The sequence below is a fragment of the Streptosporangium sp. H16 genome (genome assembly GCF_051918855.1).
GTDB lineage: Bacteria > Actinomycetota > Actinomycetes > Streptosporangiales > Streptosporangiaceae > Streptosporangium.
Window position 1 is genome coordinate 317844 of sequence record NZ_JBPXMD010000001.1, and the last position, 21044, is coordinate 338887.

The window sequence follows — 21044 nt, forward strand, 5'->3', positions numbered from 1 at the left end:
GCGCGAGTGCAGTAAGTTTCACGGGTGGCAAAGAGCGGGAACAGTGGGAACGTCTTCGACATCGGCGAACTGCGCAGGCTGGTCGACGAGCTGGGAACGGCACCCCGCGAGCTGCGGGCGGCCGTTCTGGAGGAGTCCGTCACCGCCACGGGCCGCGAGTGCCCCCCGCGCGGCGACGCGCTGAGCTTCCCCCCTGTCGACCTCGCCGCCGACACGGAGCTGGCCGCGCTGGTGCCGCACGTGCCGCTGGTGATCGACGCCCAGCGCCTGGCCGCCTGGACCGGCGCTCGCCAGGTGACCCCCGAGGGCCTGCTGCCCGACCCGTTCGCGCCGTGCGCCGAGCTCGGCCTGCCGGGCCCCGCCCGGCTGCACCTGCTCTGGGTGGTCGCCGTCAACACCGGGATGCTCCGCATCTCCCGGGGCCGGGTGACGCCCGGCCCGCTCGTGCTCTCTCCCGACCTGCCGCCCCGGGCGCTGCTGGGGTTCTGGGACGGGGTGGTCATGGACGTCCTCGACCGCGCCGACGACGACCTCACCGGATCCCCGGTGATCGACGACCACCTGGCCGAGATGCTCGCCACGCTGTACGCCGTGCGCGAGGGGCTGTCCACCGCGACCCTGGTCAAGGGCATCCTGCAGTCGCACCAGGTGGCCTGCGGGGCCCGCCGGGCGGAGATACGGGTGCTGGCCCGCGCGCTCCCGGCCCAGCTGGAGTCGGCCCTGTCGCTCCTGGGCTACTGCGGGCTGGTCGAGACCTCGCAGGAGGGCCGGCCCCGGCTGACCCCGCTCGGCATGTGGGCCGTCCGCCAGGACCTGATGCGCGAGGGCCACGACGCGCCGACGGGCGCCGAGGTCGCCGTCTTCACCGACCTCGGCGCGGCCGAGCTGGTCGAGGCGATCATGAAGGGCTCCGCCGCGCCCAGCGCCGTCACCGTGTGGCTGGAGTCCCGCCATCCCGAGGCCGCCGCCCGCGAGCTGGTCAAGGTCGCCGCCTCGGGCACGGCCGGCCGCCGCGGCGCCGCGGGCACGATCCTGGAGGAGCTCGGCCCCGAGGCCGAGGCCCCGCTCAGGGAGGCGCTCTCCGAGCCCGCCATGTGGCGCTACGCCGCCTCCTGGCTGCACATCCGCGACCTGCCCGCGCCCGCCCTCACGCCCGCCGACAACACCTGGCTGGCGGTCGACTCGCTCGCCTCGCTCCTGGAGCGCGGCGACGCCTCCGAGGCGATCTGCGAGTTCGACGCCCTCGAACCCGGCGAGGACCTCGTCCGCGTGATCGAGGAGATGGCCCTGGTGGACCATCCCGACACCTTCGCCGTCCTGGACCTGCTGGGTTCCCGCCACGGCGACGCGGCGGTGGCCAAGTCCGCACGCAAGGCCGCCATGAAGGCCCGCTCCCGCTGACCTGACCGGATCTCCTCCCGCTTCCCGGCGGCCCGCCGGGCCGGTCCCCGTGCCCGGTCCGGGAGAAGATCCGTGCCCGGTCCAGGTGAGGATCCGGGGCCGGTCCGGGTGAAGGTTCGTGCCCGCTCCGGGTGAAGGCTCGGGGCCGATTTCGGAGAGAGCCCGTGCCCGGTCCGGGTGAAGGCCCGGGGAAGGCGGCCGCCGCCCTTAGACTGGGGCAATCCCCTGAAGCGTGAGGAGATCCCTGTTGGCCATTCAGCCGATCCGCCTTTTCGGCGATCCGGTGCTGCGCACTCCGGCCGAGCCGGTCAAGGACTTCGACAAGGAGCTGCGCAAGCTCGTCAAAGACCTCACCGACACGATGATGGACGCGCCGGGAGCCGGTCTGGCGGCGCCGCAGATCGGAGTCGGGCTGCGGGTCTTCACCTACTACGTGGACGACCAGCTTGGGCACCTGATCAATCCCAGCCTCGACCTGTCGGACGACAAGGACGAGGAGGGGGAGGAGGGCTGCCTGTCGTTCCCCGGCCTGTCCTTCCCCACGCCCAGGTCGATCCGGGCCGTGGCGACCGGTTTCACCATGCACGGCGAGCCGGTGACCCTCGAGGGCACCGACCTGATGGCCCGCTGCTTCCAGCACGAGACCGATCACCTGGACGGCGTGCTGTTCATCGACCGGCTGGACCTCAAGCAGCGCAAACTCGCCATGAAGGCGATCCGCGAGGCCGACTGGAACGGGGTGCCGGCCCCCGCGTTCAAGATCTCCCCGCACGCCACCCAAGGGAAGGCTCTGTAGGAACCTTGCGCCTGGTCTTCGCCGGAACCCCGGACACCGCCCTGCCCTCGCTGCGGGCACTGATCGACTCGCCTCGCCACGACGTCGTCGCCGTCGTCACGCGCCCGGACGCCCAGTCGGGCCGGGGCCGCAAGGTCCATCCGAGCCCCGTCGCCGAGCTCGCCGAGGAGGCGGGCATCGAGGTGCTCAGGCCGCCCAAGGCGGGTGACCCGGAGTTCCTCGACCGGCTCAGGGAGCTCGGTCCCGACTGCTGCCCGGTGGTCGCCTACGGCGCGCTCCTGCCGCAGGCCGCCCTGGACATCCCCCGGTACGGCTGGGTCAACCTCCACTTCTCGCTGCTGCCGGCCTGGCGCGGCGCGGCACCGGTGCAGCACGCCGTGCTCCACGGTGACGCGATCACCGGCGCGGCCACCTTCCAGATCGTCAAGGAGCTGGACGCGGGCCCGGTCTACGGTGTGGTCACCGAGGAGATCCGCCCCGCCGACACCAGCGGCGGGCTGCTCGCTCGGCTCTCCGAGTCAGGCGCCGGGCTGCTGGCCGCCACCCTCGACGGGATCGAGGACGGCAAGCTGGAGGCCGTGCCGCAGCCCGCGGAGGGGGTGAGCCTCGCCCCCAAGATCGGCGTCGACGACGCGAGGATCGACTGGGCCGCGCCCGCCATGCGGGTCGACCGCCTGGTCCGTGCCTGCACCCCCGCCCCGGGGGCGTGGACCGAGTTCCGCGGCCAGCGCGTCAAGATCGGTCCGGTGCGACCGGTTCCCGACGCCTCCGGCCTGGCCCCCGGCCAGATCGCGGCGTCCAAGAACTCCGTCCTGGTGGGCACCGCCACCTACCCGGTCGAGCTGGGCGAGGTGCAGCCGCAGGGCAAGCGCCTGATGGGCGCGGGGGAGTGGGCCCGCGGCGTGCGGCCCACCGACGAGGATCGGCTGGCCTGAAGATCATGAGCAGTGGTAACGGCCGTAACGTCCCGCGCGGCGGGGATCACGGCCCGGCGGGCCGCTCACGCGGCGCCGGAGGCAGGGGCGGCGGCAGAGGCGGGCGCCCGCCCAAGCCGGTCCGCGACGAGGCGCGCAACGCCGCGTACGACCTGATGCGCGCCGTCGACGAGCGGGACGCCTACGCCAACCTGCTGATGCCCGCGCTGCTGCGCGAGCGCCGCCTTTCCGGGCGCGACGCGGGCCTGGCCACCGAGCTGGCCTACGGCACCCTGCGCGGCCTCGGCACCTACGACGAGATCATCGCGGCCTGCAGCGACCGGGCGCCGGAGGACGTCGACCCGCCGCTGCTCGACGCCGTCCGCCTGGGCGTGCACCAGCTGCTCAAGACGCGGGTCCCCCCGCACGCCGCCGTCGGCACCACGGTCGACCTGGTGCGGCTGCGGGTGGGCATCGGCGCCTCGAAGTACGCCAACGCCGTGCTGCGCAAGGTCTCCACCCGTTCCCTGGAGCAGTGGATCCCGATCGTGGCGCCCGACCCGGCCGACGACCCGGTGGGGCATCTGGCGGTGGCCCACAGCCACCCGAGGTGGATCGTCGACGCCCTGCGCGACGCGGTGGGCGGCGACTTCGACGAGACGGCCGCCCTGCTCGCGGCCGACAACGAGCGTCCCAAGGTGACCCTGGTCGCCCGTCCCGGCCGCTCGTCGGTGAAGGAGCTCCTCGACGCGGGCGCCGAACCCGCCAGATACTCCCCGTACGCGGCCTACCTGCCCGAGGGCGACCCCGGTACGGTCCTCGCCGTGGCCGAGTCGCGCGCGGCCGTCCAGGACGAGGCCAGCCAGCTGGTCGCGCTCGCCCTGACGCGGGTCCCGGTGGAGGGATCCGACTCCCGCTGGCTCGACCTGTGCGCGGGTCCCGGCGGCAAGGCGGGCCTGCTCGACGCCATCGCGACCCGCGGCGACGAGGCGGGCCTGGGCGGCTCCGGTGCCGGGGTGCCCGTGCCGGCCGCGACGCCCGCCCCGGTCGCGGGTACGGCCTCGGTCACAGGCACGGTCACAGGCACGGTCACAGGCACGGTCACGGGTTCCGGCGCGCTCCCCGCCGCGGTTTCCGGTCCGGACGCCGGGCCGGTGGCCTTCCCCGGCGGGGCGCGGCTGCTCGCCGCCGAGCTGCAGTACCACCGGGCGCGGCTGGTGTGGCAGACGACCCGAGAGGCCGCGGTGATCACCGCGGACGGCACCGTGCCCGCCTGGCGGCCAGGGGCCTTCGACCGGGTCATGCTCGACGCCCCCTGCACCGGCCTGGGCGCGCTGCGCCGCCGCCCCGAGGCCCGCTGGCGCCGCGATCCCCGGAGCCTCCCCGAGCTGGGCAGGCTCCAGCGCGCCCTGCTCGACTCGGCGATCGACGCGGTCCGGCCCGGTGGCGTCGTCGCGTACGTGACCTGCTCGCCGCACCTGGCCGAGACCGTCACCGTGGTCGGCGACGTCCTGCGCCGCCGCGACGACGTCGAGGCGCTGGACGCCCGCGACCACCTCCCCGAGGTGGAGGGGCTGGGGGAGGGGCCGTACGCGCGGTTCTGGCCGCACCGGCACGGCACCGACGCCATGTTCCTGGCCCTGCTGCGCCGCCGCTGAGCGGGGCGCCGGCTCCCGGACCCCGCTCCCCGGAGAGGGCCGCCGGGAGCGCCGGGAGCGGAGCATCGTCGCAGCTCAGGGCGTTCTACCTGGGCATATATGGGCACTGGGCGCTGTTCGACTGGATATAACTGCTTCCGAACGGGACGCGGGGGTGTCCGGATGTGCGGAATCTGTGGATGGGTGGACTTCGAGCGCGATCTCCGGCAATCAGGGGCCGTCGCGCAAACCATGACCGACACCATGGCCTGCCGCGGACCCGACGACGAGGGATTGTGGCTCGCCCCGCACGCGGCGATGGGTCACCGCCGTCTGGCCGTCATCGACATCGAGGGCGGACGCCAGCCGATGATCGCCGATGAGGACGGGCAACCGCTCGTCGTCCTCACCTACAGCGGCGAGATCTACAACTACGTCGAGTTACGCGCGGAGCTGACCGCCCACGGCCACCGCTTCCGGACGCGGAGCGACACCGAGGTCCTCCTGCGGGCCTACCTCGAATGGGGCGAGGGCCTCGCCGAACGGCTGAACGGCATGTTCGCCTTCGGGATCTGGGACACCCGCAAGGAGGAGCTGCTGCTCGTCCGGGACCGGATGGGCATCAAGCCGCTGTACTACTACCCGCTCCCGAGCGGCGTGCTGTTCGGCTCCGAGCCCAAGGCGATCCTGGCCAACCCCCTCATCGGGACGCCCACGGTCGACGCGGACGGCCTGCGCGAGCTGATCGCCTTCGTCAAGACCCCGGAACGCGCCGTCTACCAGGGCATGTACGAGGTCCGCCCCGGCCACACCGTCCGAGTGACCCGCGACTTCCTGTGCCGCCGCCCCTACTGGCGGCTGGAGTCCCACGATCACCCCGACGACCTCGCCACCACCGTCGGGACGGTACGCGAGCTGCTGGACGACATCGTCACCCGCCAGCTCATCTCCGACGTGCCGCTGTGCACCCTGCTCTCCGGCGGCCTCGACTCCAGCGCCATCACGGCGCTCGCCGCGCTCGGCCTGGAGGGGCACGGTGCGGGGAAGGTCCGGTCGTTCTCCGTCGACTTCACCGGATACAGCGAGAACTTCAAGCCCGACGAGCTGCGCGACACTCCCGACACGCCGTACGTGCACGACGTCGTGCGGCACATCGGCGCCGACCACACCGACATCGTCCTGGACTCCTCCGATCTCATGGACCCCGCGGTGCGCGCCGCGGTCCTGAGGGCGCGTGACCTGCCGATCGGCATCGGCGACATGGACACCTCCCTCTACCTGCTGTTCCGCGCCATCCGGGGCCATTCCACGGTGGCGCTGTCCGGCGAGTCCGCCGACGAGGTCTTCGGCGGCTACCGGTGGTTCTTCGACCCCGAGGCGGTCGCCGCCGACACCTTCCCGTGGCTGGTGTCCCCCGGGTTCGGGCGGTTCGCCGGGGTGGGGGCGCTCCTCGACGAGGACCTGACCCACAAACTGGACATTCCCGGCTACCGCGCGGACAGCTACCGGCAGGCGCTCGACGAGGTGCCCCGGCTGCCGGGCGAGGAGGGTCTGGAGCGGCGCATGCGGGAGATCTCCTACCTGCACCTCACCCGGTTCGTGCAGATCCTGCTGGACCGCAAGGACCGCATGAGCATGGCCGTCGGGCTGGAGGTCCGGGTGCCGTTCTGCGACCACCGGCTGGTGGAGTACGTCTTCAACGCCCCCTGGGCGATGAAGACCTTCGACGGGCAGGAGAAGAGCCTGCTGCGCGCCGCCGCCGCGGACGTCCTGCCGCCCTCGGTCGTCGGGCGCCGCAAGAGCCCCTACCCCTCGACGCAGGACCCCTCCTACGAGGAGGCCGTCCGCGCGGAGGCCTCCCGGCTGCTCGGCGACGGGAACCTGGCCGCCGCGCCGCTGATCGATCCGGACAAGGTACGGGCCGTGATCGACTGGCCCGAGGCGGCCGGTGGCCCCCCGGGCGGCCGGGCGTCGCTGGAGGGGCTGCTCCAGTTCAACGCCTGGCTGGAGAGATACCGCGTCCGGGTCGACATCTGACCCGCGCCCCCAGTGCCCCCATGCCGCCCGCCCGCGGCGGCACCGCGCCGAACCCCCGCCCCGGCCGGCTTCGGCCCCCCGGGGGCGGGGACGCACCACCGGAAGGAGGTCACCTCATGGCCGACCTGGGACTGCCCGAGCTGCTCATCATCGTGGCGGTGTTCGTCCTGCTGTTCGGTTCCGCGAGGCTGCCCGACGCCGCCAGGTCGGTGGGCCGCTCCCTGCGCGTCTTCAAGACCGAGGTGAACAGGCCGGACGACGCTCCACCGCCTCCCGGCGAGACCGGAGAGACCGGCGGGCGGGACGAGCCGCCGCTCGTTCCGCCCGCTTCCCCCGGATGATCCCGGGTCACCCCGGTTGACCCCGGGTGACCCCGGATCGTCAGCGCGGCAGGGGCGTGTAGAAGAGCTTCATCTCGCTCCGGCCGGCGAGGCCGTCCCGGGCCAGGTCGGTGAGGATCCGGCCGTGGAGATCCATCACGCTCGCCGCGTGGCCCTCGCCGTGGCGGCGCCACACCAGCAGATGGTGCTCGTCGTACCAGCGGATCGGATACCGCATGTTCGTCTCGATCCGGACGAGCGCGGCCCCGGTGGCTGCGTCGTGCACGCAGAGATCCCGGGGACGGTCCGGGCACCACCCGGCCAGCCGCCGTCCACTGGGGGAGTACGGGTCGAGGATCTCCCCGTCCGGCCTTCCCAGCCCGCGCGCGGCGGACAGCGGGGCGCCGTCGGTGCCGAACGTGCGCAGCTCGTAGGAGTCGTACCCCTCACCCAGGTCGGTGTAGAGGTCGCCGAGACCGAAATGACCGCTCACCCCGGTCCCGTCGGCGCTCCACCGGTACGGGGGTTCGTGGGGCTGGTCGTCCCCGGTGAGGGTGACCTCGACCGTTCCCCGCGCCGGGTCGACGACGACGAACCCGCGCGCGGTCGAGTAGTCCCTTTCGTCGGTGTGCCACAGGGTCAGCAGCACGCGGCCGTCGGGGGACCAGACGGGGGCGGTGTTCGACCAGGGGCGCCTCACCGTGGCGATGCGCCGGACCCCGCCACCGCGCCGGTCGAGGAGGACGACGCCGTCACGGCCGTCGACGTAGTCCCTGAAATCGCTCACCGCCCACCGGCCGTCCTGAGAGACGGCCTTCACGCGCTCCCGCCTCACGGTGAATCCGTCGCCGTTCCCAAGGTAGGCGGGACCGTCCTTCCCGAGCTGGTAGGCGGTGAGCGAGAGCGGCGAGCCGGGGGCGTCGCGCACCTGGAACCGGGTCCCCGGCAGCCTGCGGATCCGGCCGGCCGGTGTCACGCCGTACTCCACCGGGGGCGACCAGCTCGCCGGCACCGCCCATCTCAGCGCGCCGAGCCGCCCGGCCAGCGCGCGGGCGACAGGGACCAGCCTGTCGCGTGCGGTGAGGTACGGTGACCGGATCCGGAGCAGATCACGGCCGGTGCGTACGACGACCGCCCGCCCCCGGTCGTCCAGCAGGCGGGCCTCGTCCCCCACCCCGGGGACGGACATCCCTCCGCTCTCCGCGCCGAGTTCCGTCAGGACGCGGGCGGCCTCCGCCTCCGTGGCCAGGCGCCAGAACTCGGCCGTCATCGGCTCCCCGCGCGCCTCGCCGAACTCGCAGGCGGTGAACGGCGGGACCGCCCGCCGGTACCGGGCCCTGCCGAGCACGGTGAACCCGGCCGCGCGGAGCGGGCCGCACAGGTCGGCCCCGGGCGCCGCGACGGGCACTGTGGCGGGTTCGGCCGCGAGGGAGGAACCGGTGAACCGGTCCGGGACGCGCAGCGCGGTGACCCGCAGCCGCGCGGGCAGGGCGGCCGGTCGCACCGTCCGGACGAAGTAGAGCCGGTCGCGGTCGGCGCCGAACAGCGGGCCCGCCGCCGGGATCATCGTCCGCCGCAGCAGCCCCGTCGGCGCCTGGATCACGTCCAGGACCCTGCCCAGGTCGTCGCCGTACGGTGTCGCGTAGACCGCCGCGCCGAGGGGGACGAGCCGGTCGTAGCGCGGCCCGTTCGGCTGGGCCCACCTCCACGCGGCCGAGCCGCGGGTGAGGTCGATCCCCTCGACGGCCGAGGCGCCGTCCTGGTCGCTGGCCACCACGATCCGTCCACCGGCGTGCACCGGCACGCACCCGTCCCAGCAGTCCCCGCGTTCGGTGATCACCCGCCCCGTCGCGGCGTCGTGGACCGTCAGCCTCTCGGGGCGGGAGACGACCACCGTGCCGCCCCCGACGTACAGGGCGGAGAAACTCGTGATCCTCGTGCTCCACCGTTCGGCGCCACCGGCCGGGTCGAGCGCGCTGACCCGGATCCCGTTCCCGCAGCGCGTCGCGATCACCGCGGTCCGCGCGCCGGAGCCCGCCGCGATCATCCGATCGCACGACGGGGGGAGCGGGAGGGTCCACCGGGTCCGTCCGGTCGCGGGGTCCAGGCCGAGCAGGGCCCGGGAGACGGGGTCCCGGGCGAGCCCGACGGGCGGGGTCTCCTCCGCCCCCGCCCGGGCGGACATCGGCGCGCCGAGGCCGAGTTCCTCCCGGTGCCAGAGCACGGCGCCGGTCCGGCGGGAGAGTCCGGTCAGGGCGGTGACGTCCCCGGACGGCGTCGGGCGGCGGGTTTCCGCGACCACCGCGGGTCCCGCCGGTGCCCACTCCCGCACGGCGGCTCCGGCGGGGGCGTACCGCCACCTCTCGGCACCGGTGGCGGGATCGTGGACCCGCAGCGCCGTACGGGTGGGCACGAGGAGGTCCCCGCCGGACAACCTCACCGCGGAGCCGTCCAGCGGGCCGGGCGCCTCCAGGCTCCACACCTCGGAGAACCCGGTCCTGGCCGGGTCGCCGGAGGGGAGGGCGGAGCGTGGCACGGCGACGAGCAGGACGAGGACGGTGAGGATCGCCGCCCGCCCGCCACCTCTCCATGGCCCCGTCAGCATCTCTTGACGTTCCTGCCGATCTCGCGAAAACGGGAGATCGTGGGATTTCCGTAGGCCATGGCGTATCTGCGGGCGGGGCCGGTGAGCCGGAAGGGCCCGTCCTCGGGGGTGAAGTGATCGCGCTGGACCCCGGGCGAGTCGCCGTAGACGTAGGAGACCTCGATGTCCCATTCGTAGCTGCGCTTTCGCGCCGTCACGGTCAGCTCCACCGACGCCCGTTCCCCGTAGACGAGGTCGAGGTTCTTCTCCAGGAGCCGCCCGGAGGAGCCGCTCCCAGCGCCGGCCAGCCGGTCGAGGTCGGCCTTCACCGGGAACACGGGCGATTCGCCGGCGTTGGACAGGGACAGGCAGGTGCCGGCCGCGACGGGTCCCGAGGACAGGATCCGGGGACGGACGTCCAGCACGCGGATCGGGTCGTTGCGCCGTCCCCGCAGCACCAGGAGGATCTTCGTCTCGCCGATGCGCGCTCCCCGGCCGGACCGGAGCACCTCCTCGTAGTCGCCGGCGAGCAGGCGGCGGCGGTCGGGGCCGGAGGTGACGGTGCGGGGGAGGGCGAACGATATCCCCTCGTTCTCCGGGGAGTGGACGATCGCGCTGATCCGAGGCTCCCGGTGGAACTCGCGCCACTGGTCCTGCGCCCACGACCAGCCGGTCACCACGGCACCCGCGATGATCGTCGCGAGTCCTCCGGCGACGGTGAGCCCGAGCCACTTGAACGGCCGGGCGGCCTTCGCCAGTGGGGTCTCCTCGGCGGCGTCCCCTGCCGGTCGCTCGTCCCTGGCCGGTCGCTCGTCCCTGGCCGGTCGCTCGTCCCCGGCCGGTTGCCCGGAGGACGTCGGCGCCGTCACGGATTCCCCTTCCCCGCCGGGTCCGGCTCGCGCAGGCGCCCGCTCACGATCCGCCCGGCGTGCCGGAGCAGGGCGCGGTCGCCGAAGGCCTCCACCGTGACGATGACGCGGCCCTCCCTGAGGATGACCGCGTCCTCGGCCGCGTCGAAGTAGCCGGCGTGCTCCGCCACGTCCGGGGCCTCTCCCTCGCTCGGAAGCTCCTCCATCCCCTTCGCCGCCTTCCCGGCCGACGCGTACGCGCACACGACGGTGACGGTGACCGGTGTTCCCCCTCGCGCCGGGGTGAGCTCGCAGGACAGGGGGGTGGTCAGTCTCATCTCGGGGGGCGCGGGGATCGGGGTGGCGGCGTACCGGCCGGTGCCGGCGCGCGAGACGAGTTCGGCGGGGGGCAGCAGCGCGCAGGGATCGGGCCAGGCGGTCGCGGGCACTCCGCCGCGCTCGCCCCAGCCGGGCGGGGCGGCCAGGGCGGCCTCGATGTCCTCCTCGGTCAGCGGCGCGGAGAGCGTCACGAGTGTGCGCCCGTCCGCGGGTTCGAGAACGGTCAGCCCGTCGCCGAGCCAGGGGTTCACCCCGCCGCTCCGCACGTAGATCTTCCCCGCGGCGACGCCGACCTCGCCCGACACCTCGGGCCGGGACCACACGACCCGTCCCGACGACCGGCTGATCGACCTGACCCCCGCGAGATCGCCCGGCCCGTCGCCCGAGAGGATCACCGCCTCGTCGGTGACCATCCGGGAGGGGGGATAGTGGACGAGGGCGTCGGCGAGGACCAGGCCGCTCCCGTCCACGACCGTGATCGCGCCGGGGAACGTCACGAAGGAGACGCCCTCGTCCAGGACCAGCTCCGGGTCGCCGGGCGGGGGGAGCCGGTGTCGCCAGCGGACGCGTCCGGTGGCGGGGTCGAGGCCGGTGAGCGTGGTGTGGCGGTCCTCGCACCGGCCCATCGCGACCGCCAGCCTCTCGTCCGCGAGCGAGTACGAACGGACGACGTTCTCTCCGGCCCTGGGCAGGGAGGCGCTCACGCAGTCGCCGGGCAGGGCCGTCTCCCACACGACCGTCCCGTCGCGCGGGTCCAGCGCGCGGATCGTCCGGAGGGCGGGAACCTCGACGAGGACCTTCCCCGCCGCCGCGCCCACGAGGTGGAAGAACGGCCGTGCCGGGCCGTCCCCGGCGTAGCCCGACAGGACGCTCCAGGTCCGCAGGCCGGTCAGGGCATCGATCACGGTGATGCGCCGCCGGTCGTCGGGGCGGTGCGGGTTGCCCGACCCGGACGTGGTCTCGATCACGAGGTGGCGGCCGGTGGAGGCGGTGTTCGGTTCTCCCTCCCCGCGGTCCTCCCCCACGTTCATGGACTTCCCGAACTTCTCCACCAGCACGTCGAACGCGTCCGGGGAATCGCCTTCCCAGGCGCTTTTCCACAGGACCCGGCCGGTGCCGGAAACCCTCGCGCTGACGATCCCGTCCTTCTTGGAGACGCGGATTCCGGCGATCGGTGACGGTTCGACGGTGCGTGGCCGGGATGCCGGAGCCCCGGCGGGCACGGCGAGGAGGGCGGCGGCGATGACCGCGAGGGCGAGGGCCGAGCGCAGGCGGTGGCGGGGAGGGGACATTGCCGTCCGGTTCCGGTGGGCGGGACGGGGGCGGAGGTCGCTGGACCTCGCGCCCGTCTCTTTCGATGACTTTCGGATAATCCGGAAGGGAAATTACCCCAGCGGCTCGCGGTCCGCCGGGAGAGTTGCGAAATCGCACCGGTGGAATTTCCGGCCGCGCGTGGATTTGATAATTAAAATGTCTTTTTTATGGTGTTTTTAGGTAAATAGGGATTGGTGGGCGCGGTCGTTCGCCCGCCGCGCCGACCGGCCCGCGAGGTCTTCGCGCCTCGGCCCGGCTCCGCCCCACGGGGAGGACGGGCGGCGGGCCCTCGCCGCTAGAATCGGCGAATCATGGCCGTACAGATCTCGCCCAGCATCCTGTCCGCCGACTTCGCCCGCCTCGCCGAGGCGGCCGCGGCGGTGCCCAACGCCGACTGGCTGCACGTGGACGTCATGGACAACCACTTCGTGCCCAACCTGACCCTCGGGCTGCCGGTCGTCGAGTCCCTGCTCAAGGCGACCTCGACGCCACTCGACTGCCACCTCATGATCGAAGACCCGGATCGCTGGGCCCCCTCGTACGCCGAGGCGGGGGCCGGGAGCGTCACCATCCACGTGGAGGCGGCCAAGGCACCGGTTCGCACGCTGCGTCAGATCCGCCGGGCGGGCGCCCGCGCGGGCCTGGCACTGAACCCCGCCACCCCCGTCGAGCCGTACGAGGACCTGCTCGGCGAGCTCGACATGCTGCTGCTGATGACCGTCGACCCCGGTTTCGGCGGGCAGAGGTTCCTCGACATGGTGCTGCCCAAGATCCGCAGGACCCGCGAGCTCGTCGACCGGCACGGCGGCCAGGTGTGGCTCCAGGTGGACGGCGGCGTCTCCGACGAGACGATCGAGCGCTGCGCGGAGGCGGGCGCCGACGTCTTCGTGGCGGGCAACGCCGTCTACGGCGCCGAAGACCCGGCCCGCGCGGTCGACGGCCTGCGCGCCCTGGCCACCGGGAGCTGACCGGGAGACCGGGAGACCGGGAGACCGGCCGAGCGACGATGGAACGACGAAGGGCGGGCCCGGGCGGGCCCGCCCTTCGTCGTCGGAGACTCACCGCGACCTTCCGGCCCGCCGCGACCTTCGGAAGACCGCGATCGGACACGGCGGACCGGAGACGCGGGCAGGGGAACGCGGGCGCGGTCAGCCCTGCAGCGCCGGGTCCAGCACCACGTCCCGGCCGTGCACGGTCGGCTGCTCGGGGAAGTGGCAGGCGGTCAGGTGACCCTCCTTGTTCCCCTCCAGCCTGACCAGCGGGGGCTCCTCGGTCGCGCACTTGTCCTGGGCCTTCCAGCAGCGGGTGCGGAAGCGGCAGCCGGACGGCGGGTTGATCGGAGAGGGGACGTCCCCGGCCAGGCGGATGCGCCTCGCGCGGCTCGGAGTCCTCCATCACCTCGGGCACCGCCGACAGCAGCGCGTGGGTGTAGGGGTGGCGGGGGCGCTCGTACAGGGAGGCACGGTCGGCGACCTCGACGATCTTGCCGAGATACATGACCGCGACCCGCTGGGAGAAGTGCCGCACGATCGCGAGGTCGTGCGCGATGAACAGGAACGCGATGCCCATGTCCCGCTGGAGCTGCTGGAGCAGGTTGACGACCTGAGCCTGGATGGAGACGTCGAGGGCGGAGACCGGCTCGTCCGCGATGATCAGCTTGGGGTTCAGGGAGAGCGCGCGGGCCACCCCGATGCGCTGCCGCTGGCCGCCGGAGAACTCGTGCGGGAAGCGATTGAAGTGCTCGGGGTTGAGCCCGACGATCTCCAGGAGTTCCCGGACCCGGTTGTCCCTGCCGCCCGGGGGGTTGATGCCGTTGATCTCCATCGGGCCGCCGACGATGGTGCCCACCGTGTGCCGGGGGTTCAGCGACGAGTACGGGTCCTGGAAGATCATCTGGATCTCGGCCCGGATCGGCTTCAGCTCCTTGCGCCTGGCGTGGCCGATCTCCCGTCCGGCGTACTTGATGCTGCCCTCGGTGGGCTCCAGCAGCCGGGACGCCAGCCGTCCGGCGGTGGACTTGCCGCAGCCGGACTCGCCGACCAGGCCGAGCGTCTCGCCGGCGTGCACGGTCAGGTCGATGCCGTCCACCGCGTGGACCTTGCCGACCTGGTGCTTGAAGATGACACCGCCCATCACCGGGAAGTGCTTCTTCAGGCCGGACAGCTCCAGCAGCGCCTCGCCGCGGGGTTCACCGGTTGTCTCGCTCACTTTTGGATCTCCCTCTTCTGGGCGAGGGTCAGGTAGCACGCGTCGCCGTGGCCGCGGTGCGGGGACAGTTCGGGCCGCTCGGAGCGGCACAGCCCGGGACCGGCCAGCTCCATGTAGTCGCACCGGGGGTGGAAGGGGCAGCCGGGCGGGACGTTGATCAGGCTGGGCGGGGTGCCGCGGACCGGCCGGAGCGGTATGTCCACCGAGGCGTTCAGGCGGGGCATGGAGGCCAGCAGGCCCCAGGTGTAGGGGTGGCGGGGCTCGTGGAGGACCTCCCTGACGGTCCCGCGCTCCACCGCCCGCCCGGCGTACATCACCAGCACGTCGTGCGCGGTGTTGGCGACCACGCCGAGGTCGTGGGTGATCAGGATGATCGAGGCCCCCGTCTGGTCCTGGAGCTCCTTGAGCAGGTCCAGGATCTGGGCCTGCACGGTCACGTCCAGGGCGGTGGTGGGCTCGTCGGCGATCAGCAGGTCGGGGTCGCACACCAGCGCCATCGCGATCATCGCGCGCTGCCGCATGCCGCCGGAGAACTGGTGGGGGTAGTCGTCCACCCTGGTCTTCGGCTGGGGGATGCCGACCCGCGTCAGCATCTCGATCGCGCGGTCCCTGGCCTCGGCGCGGCTCGCGCCGGTGTGCTTGCGGTAGACCTCGGAGATCTGCTTGCCGATGGTGTGGTACGGCGAGAGCGAGGTCAGCGGGTCCTGGAAGATCATCGCGACCTTGTTGCCGCGCAGCTTCTCCATGGTGGACCGGGAGGCGCCGATCAGCTCCTCGCCGTCCAGCCGGATCTCCCCGCCGATCTTGGTGGTCTCCGGGTTGTGCAGGCCGAGCACGGTCAGGTTGGTCACCGACTTGCCCGAGCCGGACTCGCCGACGATGCCCAGCGTGGTGCCCTTCTCCACGTCGAAGGAGAGCCCGTCCACCGCGTGGACGACACCGTCCTCGGTGTGGAAGTCGACGGTCAGGTCACGGACCGAGAGGAACGGAGTTGACACTTTCTTCAAGGCTCCTAGCTCAGCCGCACGCGGGGGTCGATGAAGGCGTACATGATGTCGACGATGATGTTGAAGACGACGATCGCGGCGGCCGCGACGAGCACCGTCGCCATCAGCATGGGCAGGTCGGAGTTGGTGACCGCCTTGACCGACAGCTGGCCGAGCCCCTGGAGGCCGAAGGTCTGCTCGGTGATGATCGCGCCGCCGATCAGCGCGCCGAGGTCCACGCCGAAGATCGTGATGATGGGGGTCAGCGTGCCGCGCATCGCGAAACGCATCACCACGCTGCGGCCGGACATGCCCTTGGCCCGCGCGGTGCGCACGTAGTCCTCGCTGAGCTGCTCCACCATCGTCGAGCGGGTCATGCGGGTGTAGTTGGCGGTGAAGATGATCGCCAGCACCAGCCACGGCAGCAACAGGCCGGTGGCCCAGCCGACGGGGTCCTGGGTGAACTCCACATACTTGGGACGCCAGAAGATCTGGTTCTGGTAGACGAGGAAGTACAGGGCGAGGGTGCCGACGAAGTAGATCTGCACGGAGGCGCCGATGAGGGACGACACGCTGGCGATCTTGTCCAGCGGCTTGCCCTGCTTGAGCGCCGCGATGATGCCGGTGGCCACGCCGAAGGTGAGGAAGACGGCCGCCGCCCCGATGGTGAGCGAGATGGTCAGCGGGAGCCGGTCCAGGATCGTCTCGAACACCGGCGCGCGGTTGACGAAGGAGAAGCCGAGGCAGGGGGCGGGGCAGTCACCCAGGCCCCCGTAGTCGCGGCCGACGAAGATTCCGGCCAGCCAGGCCACGAACTGGGCGAACAGGGGCTGATCCAGTCCCAGGTTGTGCCGCGCCTGCTCCAGCAGTTCCGGCGGGCAGACCTTGCCGCAGGCGAGTCTCGCCGGGTCGGCGGGCACGGCGAAGAAGAGGAAGAACGTGACCGCGGAGATGATCACGAGTGTGACCGCGGCGCCGAGCACGCGGCGAGTGATGAATGGAAGCATTGCCTGTTTTCCCGAGGTGGCTGGGACCGTCGGGGCCGGGGAGGCCCCTGGCCGTGGCCTCGCGGGGATGTCGTCATCCCCGCGAGACCACGGCCGCCGGTTCTCCTACGGTTTCGTGAGCCGCTACGGCTTCACGAAGATGCTGTTGGGCGAGACGACCCACGACTGCGGGTCGATCTCGGCGCCACCGACCTTGGAGCCGTGCAGGGTGTTGGCGATCCGGTTCTCGGCGACGACCAGCGGGGTGATCGTCTCCTGGATCTTCTTGTCCAGCGCCATCCACGCCTTGTTCTGGGCGTCGATGTCGGTCATGGCGGTGATCTCGTCCATCTCCTTGGTGATGGCCTCGTCCTTCAGGTGCGAGTAGTTCGGCGCACCGTCGGCGACCGGGCCGAAGATGACGGGCAGGACCGTCGTGCCGGACGGCCAGTCGGCGCCCCAGCCACCCCAGTAGAGGTCGAACTCGTTCTTCACCTTGCCGATGGAGTCGTAGTAGGTCTTACGGTCCAGGGGCTTGACCACGACCTTGATGCCGGCCTTCTCCAGGGCGTTCTTGATCACGACGGTGACCTGCTCCTGGACGGGCGTCTGGTTGTAGGCGTAGACGATGGTCGGCGTCGGGTTGGTCGACTCGGCGAGCAGCTGCTTGGCCTTCTCGACGTCACCCTCGGGCTTGGCCTCCTTGCCGAACAGGTCGTAGGACTCGTAGCCGACCGTGGTGTTCTCGTTCAGGATCGTGGTGGGCAGCGCCGCCGCGGCCGGGCCGCCCATGACCTGCTGGATCTGCTTGGACGGCCACACGTGGTTGATGGCCTGGCGGATCTTGATGTCCTTCACCCGGTCAAGGTTGAAGTAGTAGTAGTTGCCGTACGGCGAGGGGCTCTTCATCAGGCGGGGGGCCAGGCTGGCGTCGCCGAGGACCTGCTGCAGACGCTCCGGCGGGACGGTCGCGTAGAAGGTGAACGCGGTCTGGTCCGGGCCGGTGTCGGCGATCAGGCGGTCGGTGATCTGCAGGTTCTCCTGGCCGAACTCCAGGCGCCACTTGTCGGGGTAGGCGCCGCGGATCGGGTCGGTGGCCGGGTCCCAGTTCGGGTTGCGCTCCAGGTCCATCGACTTGTCGACGGTGTGGCTCTTGATGATGTACGGGCCGCTGGAGACGGGCTTCTTGTCGTACGCCTCCTTGGTGTCCTTCTCCTTGGGCACGATGCCGTAGCCGCCCATGGCGAAGGCGTAGTTGGCGTCGGCGTGCGGGGTCTTGAACTTGTAGACGATCGTCTTGTCGTCCGGCGTCTCGATGCTGTCAAGACGCTTGCCGTCGTACGGGCCCTGGTAGGCCTTCTTGTAGTCGACCTCGGTCAGCCACTGCTGGATGTAGGTCGGGCCCTGGGTGACGAACGGGGCGAACGTCCGCTCCATGCTCCACTTCACGTCCTCGGACGTGATCGGGGTGCCGTCCTCCCACTTCACGCCGTCCTTGAGGGTGAAGGTCCAGGTCTTGCCGCCCTCGGACGAGGTGCCGGAGTCGGTGGCCAGGTCGCCGACCAGCTTGTAGTCGCCGGGGCCGACGCGCTTGTAGCCGGTCAGGGTACGGCCGATGAGCAGGCCGAAGTTCGACATGGTGTTGACGTAGACCTGCGCGGGGTCGAGGTGGCCGATGTCGTCACGGTCGATCATCGTGACGGTGCCGCCCTTGACGACGCCCTCGGGCTCGATGGCCGGGCCCTTGGAGTCGTCGGCCGTGCCGACGGTGATCGTCGGCGGCTTGTAGGACGCCGCGGGGGCCGGCGCGCCGGACGCGCCGGACGCCGCGCCGCTGGGGGCCGCGGGCGCGCCCTGGTTGCCCTGGGCGCAGGCACCGGTGAGTGCGAGCGCGCCTATGGCGAGGACGGCCATCGCTGACCGCGTACGGACTTTCATCTTTCTCCTATTTCCGATCTAGCGCTTGAGCTTGGGGTCGAAGGCATCGCGGACCGAGTCACCCAGGAGGTTGAACGCGATCACGAAGATCAGAAGGGCGACACCGGGGAATATCAGATAGGTGATGTCGTTCTGATAGATCTCGGTGCCGCGGCGGAACATGCGGCCCCAGTCGGGGATGGGCTCGATCATGCCGACGCCCAGGAAGGAGAGCGCCGCCTCGGCCGTCACCAGCGCGGGGAGCAGCAGTGTCGACTGGATCAGGATCGGCGTCCAGAGGTTCGGCAGCAGCTCCTTGAAGACGATCCTGGCGGGAGAGGCCCCGGTGACCTTCGCGGCCTCGACGAACTCCCGCTCGCGCAGGGAGAGCACCTGGCCGCGCAGCAGCCGCGCGAGGCCGGCCCACTGGAACACGGTCAGCGCGATCACCAGGGTGACCGCTCGCAGCCAGATCGGCGTCTCCTCGTCCGGCCTGACGAACAGGTTCTCCACGACCGGCATGAACGCGATGATGAAGAGCACCGAGGGGAACGACAGGACGATGTCGATCAGGCGGCCGATGAAGTAGTCGGTCTTGCCTCCGGCGTACCCGGCGACGATGCCCATCACGATGCCGATCGCCGTCGCGATGACCGTCGCGGTCACCGCGATCGACAGGGAGGTCCTGATCCCGTAGACGAGCTGGGTGAACACGTCCCGGCCCAGGCCGGGCTCGATGCCGAACCAGAACTCCGAGCTGATGCCGCCGTTGGGCAGGATCGGGTAGCCGTAGTCGTTCAGCAGGCCCGGCATGTCCTGGCCGTACAGGACGTAGGGATCCTTGCCGTACAGCCAGGCGATGACCGGAGCGAGGAGCGCGACCAGGAAGAAGAAGATCACCACCGCGGCCGAGACGATGCCGGTGCGGTCGCGTCGGAAGCGCAGCCACATCAGCTGCCCGGGTGAGCGGCCCACCGTCTCCGGTGTCTTCGCCGCCGGCACCTCCCCGGTCGTGGTCGTGGCTGGTGCAGGGATGGTCATCGTGCGGGGGCTCCCAACGAGCATGGTGAGCGGGATCCCTGGAACCATTGCAAAGCAGACCAGGACAATCAATGGTCTGGTCATTACTCATTTTTTTGTTGTATAACGTCCACCTGTTTGTGGCTGCAATTCCGTTGACGCAGATGGGGGGTGACGTGGGAGGATAGGGCTCCCGAAGGCTGATATTCACGGATTTGTGACACATTCATGACGCGGCCGTGACGGCTTTGTCCGGGTCTGACCCTGCTTGTGTCACAAGCCCGATACAGTGTTACAGGCTTAATACGCGGGGTGTGTCAGACCGCTTCGCGGGGTAACCCTCCACTCGCCGGGAGGTGGAGCATGGATCACGGCCTGTTCGGACCCGATTCGGTGACCTGGAAGGTGATGGGCGAGCCGATCCTGCTCGTCGGGGGCTTCCGCGCGCTGCTCATGCAGGGCCTGCACCCCCGGGCGATGCGCGGGGTCGCCCAGAACTCGTCGCTCATGGACCCGGCCGAGGCGTGGTCCCGCTTCGTGCGCACCACCGAGTTCGTCCGGGTGCGCACCTACGGCACGACCAGGGAGGTCGCCCGCGCAGGGGCCAGGGTCAGGAAGATCCACGCGAGTCTCACCGCCCTCGACCTCGACACCGGCGAGCGGTTCCGCCTCGACGACCCCGACGCGCTGCTCTGGGTCCACGTCGGCGAGGTCGACTCCTACCTGTCGGTCGCCCGGCGCGCGGGAGTGCGCCTGACGGACGACGAGGCCGACAGGTTCGTCGCCGAGTGGCGTCGCGCGGCCGAGGTGGTCGGCCTGCGTCCCGAGGACGTGCCCGGCTCGGTCGGCGAGATGGACGACTACATCCGGGCCTGCCGCCCCGGCCTCTACTTCGCCCCCGAGGTGCCCCACCCGCTCCGGCGGTCGCTCAACGCGCCGCTCCCGGCCCGCCTGACCCCGCTCAAGCCGATGTTCCCCATGCTCACCGTGCTCGCCTTCGCGACCCTGCCGCGCTGGGCCCGCAGGCTGTACGGCCTGCCCGCGACCCCGCTGGGCGACCTGTGGGCGACGGCCTCCCTGCGGGCCCTGCAGACCGGGATCGGCCTGGTGCCCGCGCCGGTGCGCTACTCCCCGGACGCGCGAAGGGCGCGGAAGGCGGTCGCGGAGCGCGCGGCGTGATCACACCAGGTGCCCGCTTGTTCCACATCATGGAAGGTGTGTCGTCCGGTTTTCCGGACATGGCACACTGGTAGTGGTAGTGGAGGGTGAACCGTCCGCGGTGCGCCCTCCGCGAGAACGAGAGAGACAGAGCAGCGTGCTCCGGGGTCGGTGAAATTCCGAGCCGGCGGTTACAGTCCGCGACCCGGTCGAAGCCATCGACCGGTTGACCTGGTGAAACTCCAGGACCGACGGTTAAAGTCCGGATGGGAGGAAGCGCGCGAGCGGAGAGTGTCTTCGGGCACCCTCCGCTGATCGGGTGTATGCACCCGTTGATCCCCCGGGGCCCGCCGTGGCAAAAAGCTACTGGCGAGTAGGAGACCTCGGGTGACTGATCCGGCGCGGACGCGCCAGGCGGTCGGGCGTGCCCCTCACGGGCGCGGCGCCGTCGGCCCCCACCATTCCTCACATTCCTCACATTCCCCACATTCCCCACATTCCCCGCACTCCCCGTCCGGCCGCACCCGGTCCGGGCGCGGCGGCACATCCCTCTTTTCCGGCGCGCCCCGCTTTCCCGGC

General features: G+C 71.5%; 15 protein-coding genes, 1 pseudogene and 1 riboswitch. Of the genes and pseudogenes, 8 read left to right on the top strand and 8 right to left on the bottom strand.

The features are described 5' to 3' along the window. The first annotated feature begins 24 nt into the window (after positions 1–24). The 6 genes from ACTOQ2_RS01430 (at position 25) to ACTOQ2_RS01455 (ending at position 7126) form a co-directional block, all read left to right on the top strand. Positions 25–1401 (top strand): hypothetical protein, encoded by a 1377-nt coding sequence (locus tag ACTOQ2_RS01430; RefSeq protein ID WP_440097796.1) that lies wholly within the window; start codon positions 25–27, stop codon positions 1399–1401. Between the two features lie 247 nt (positions 1402–1648). Further along, complete coding sequence (gene def / locus ACTOQ2_RS01435) at positions 1649–2197, top strand: peptide deformylase (protein WP_440065134.1); 549 nt, start codon at positions 1649–1651, stop codon at positions 2195–2197. Positions 2198–2202: 5 nt separating this feature from the next. Beyond that, the gene (gene fmt, locus ACTOQ2_RS01440; protein ID WP_440097797.1) at positions 2203–3132 is read left to right on the top strand and encodes a methionyl-tRNA formyltransferase; all 930 of its coding nucleotides are present in this window, start codon (positions 2203–2205) and stop codon (positions 3130–3132) included. Between the two features lie 5 nt (positions 3133–3137). Further along, entirely contained in the window at positions 3138–4769 is a 1632-nt protein-coding gene (locus ACTOQ2_RS01445; RefSeq protein WP_440097798.1) for an RsmB/NOP family class I SAM-dependent RNA methyltransferase, read from the top strand. A gap of 162 nt (positions 4770–4931) precedes the next feature. Beyond that, positions 4932–6785, top strand: a complete 1854-nt coding sequence (gene asnB / locus ACTOQ2_RS01450) for an asparagine synthase (glutamine-hydrolyzing) (RefSeq protein ID WP_440097799.1) — start codon at positions 4932–4934, stop codon at positions 6783–6785. Between the two features lie 116 nt (positions 6786–6901). Continuing rightward, positions 6902–7126 carry a twin-arginine translocase TatA/TatE family subunit gene (locus ACTOQ2_RS01455; protein WP_440097800.1) on the top strand — a complete coding sequence of 75 codons (225 nt, stop codon included), beginning with the start codon at positions 6902–6904 and terminating at the stop codon, positions 7124–7126. A gap of 40 nt (positions 7127–7166) precedes the next feature. On the opposite strand, the gene ACTOQ2_RS01460 is transcribed toward ACTOQ2_RS01455, so the two are convergent. Genes ACTOQ2_RS01460 through ACTOQ2_RS01470 form a run of 3 tightly spaced genes read right to left on the bottom strand, consistent with a single transcriptional unit; the run spans position 7167 to position 12168 of the window. Then, positions 7167–9710, bottom strand: a complete 2544-nt coding sequence (locus ACTOQ2_RS01460) for an outer membrane protein assembly factor BamB family protein (protein ID WP_440097801.1) — start codon at positions 9708–9710, stop codon at positions 7167–7169. Continuing rightward, positions 9704–10558, bottom strand: a complete 855-nt coding sequence (locus ACTOQ2_RS01465) for a hypothetical protein (protein WP_440097802.1) — start codon at positions 10556–10558, stop codon at positions 9704–9706. The genes ACTOQ2_RS01460 and ACTOQ2_RS01465 overlap by 7 nt, the downstream gene beginning before the upstream one ends. Next, the gene (locus ACTOQ2_RS01470) at positions 10555–12168 is read right to left on the bottom strand and encodes an outer membrane protein assembly factor BamB family protein (RefSeq protein ID WP_440097803.1); all 1614 of its coding nucleotides are present in this window, start codon (positions 12166–12168) and stop codon (positions 10555–10557) included. The genes ACTOQ2_RS01465 and ACTOQ2_RS01470 overlap by 4 nt, the downstream gene beginning before the upstream one ends. 333 nt (positions 12169–12501) lie before the next feature. Here ACTOQ2_RS01470 and rpe point away from each other — a divergent pair, with 333 nt between their 5' ends. Then, a complete protein-coding gene (rpe, locus tag ACTOQ2_RS01475) occupies positions 12502–13158 on the top strand; it encodes a ribulose-phosphate 3-epimerase (RefSeq protein ID WP_440065127.1) in 657 nt (218 codons plus the stop codon). Positions 13159–13338: 180 nt separating this feature from the next. Here the strand turns inward: rpe and ACTOQ2_RS01480 are convergent. From ACTOQ2_RS01480 to ACTOQ2_RS01500, 5 genes and pseudogenes are all read right to left on the bottom strand, one after another. Then, positions 13339–14323 (bottom strand): annotated as a pseudogene (locus ACTOQ2_RS01480) (ABC transporter ATP-binding protein). Between the two features lie 71 nt (positions 14324–14394). Continuing rightward, entirely contained in the window at positions 14395–15396 is a 1002-nt protein-coding gene (locus tag ACTOQ2_RS01485; RefSeq protein ID WP_440097804.1) for an ABC transporter ATP-binding protein, read from the bottom strand. A gap of 14 nt (positions 15397–15410) precedes the next feature. Further along, the gene (locus ACTOQ2_RS01490; protein ID WP_440097805.1) at positions 15411–16391 is read right to left on the bottom strand and encodes an ABC transporter permease; all 981 of its coding nucleotides are present in this window, start codon (positions 16389–16391) and stop codon (positions 15411–15413) included. Between the two features lie 123 nt (positions 16392–16514). Continuing rightward, positions 16515–18308, bottom strand: coding sequence for an ABC transporter substrate-binding protein (locus tag ACTOQ2_RS01495; protein ID WP_440097806.1), 1794 nt, complete (start codon positions 18306–18308; stop codon positions 16515–16517). An 18-nt stretch (positions 18309–18326) separates the two neighbouring features. Beyond that, on the bottom strand, positions 18327–19328 hold the full coding sequence (locus tag ACTOQ2_RS01500) for an ABC transporter permease (RefSeq protein WP_440065119.1): 1002 nt from the start codon (positions 19326–19328) through the stop codon (positions 18327–18329). A gap of 342 nt (positions 19329–19670) precedes the next feature. On the opposite strand from ACTOQ2_RS01500, the gene ACTOQ2_RS01505 reads away from it, so the two are divergent. Continuing rightward, positions 19671–20486 (top strand): oxygenase MpaB family protein, encoded by an 816-nt coding sequence (locus tag ACTOQ2_RS01505; RefSeq protein WP_440081948.1) that lies wholly within the window; start codon positions 19671–19673, stop codon positions 20484–20486. A 132-nt stretch (positions 20487–20618) separates the two neighbouring features. After that, a riboswitch (FMN riboswitch) is annotated at positions 20619–20749 on the top strand. Positions 20750–21044 lie beyond the last annotated feature (295 nt).

Excerpts from the sequence above, each read along its gene's own strand:
- ACTOQ2_RS01445 (WP_440097798.1), top strand. The coding sequence starts at position 3,138 with ATGAGCAGTGGTAACGGCCGTAACGTCCCGCGCGGCGGGGATCACGGC.
- asnB (WP_440097799.1), top strand. The coding sequence starts at position 4,932 with ATGTGCGGAATCTGTGGATGGGTGGACTTCGAGCGCGATCTCCGGCAA.
- ACTOQ2_RS01455 (WP_440097800.1), top strand. The coding sequence starts at position 6,902 with ATGGCCGACCTGGGACTGCCCGAGCTGCTCATCATCGTGGCGGTGTTC.
- ACTOQ2_RS01460 (WP_440097801.1), bottom strand. The coding sequence starts at position 9,710 with ATGCTGACGGGGCCATGGAGAGGTGGCGGGCGGGCGGCGATCCTCACC.
- ACTOQ2_RS01470 (WP_440097803.1), bottom strand. The coding sequence starts at position 12,168 with ATGTCCCCTCCCCGCCACCGCCTGCGCTCGGCCCTCGCCCTCGCGGTC.
- rpe (WP_440065127.1), top strand. The coding sequence starts at position 12,502 with ATGGCCGTACAGATCTCGCCCAGCATCCTGTCCGCCGACTTCGCCCGC.
- ACTOQ2_RS01490 (WP_440097805.1), bottom strand. The coding sequence starts at position 16,391 with ATGCTTCCATTCATCACTCGCCGCGTGCTCGGCGCCGCGGTCACACTC.
- ACTOQ2_RS01495 (WP_440097806.1), bottom strand. The coding sequence starts at position 18,308 with ATGAAAGTCCGTACGCGGTCAGCGATGGCCGTCCTCGCCATAGGCGCG.
- ACTOQ2_RS01500 (WP_440065119.1), bottom strand. The coding sequence starts at position 19,328 with ATGACCATCCCTGCACCAGCCACGACCACGACCGGGGAGGTGCCGGCG.
- ACTOQ2_RS01505 (WP_440081948.1), top strand. The coding sequence starts at position 19,671 with ATGGATCACGGCCTGTTCGGACCCGATTCGGTGACCTGGAAGGTGATG.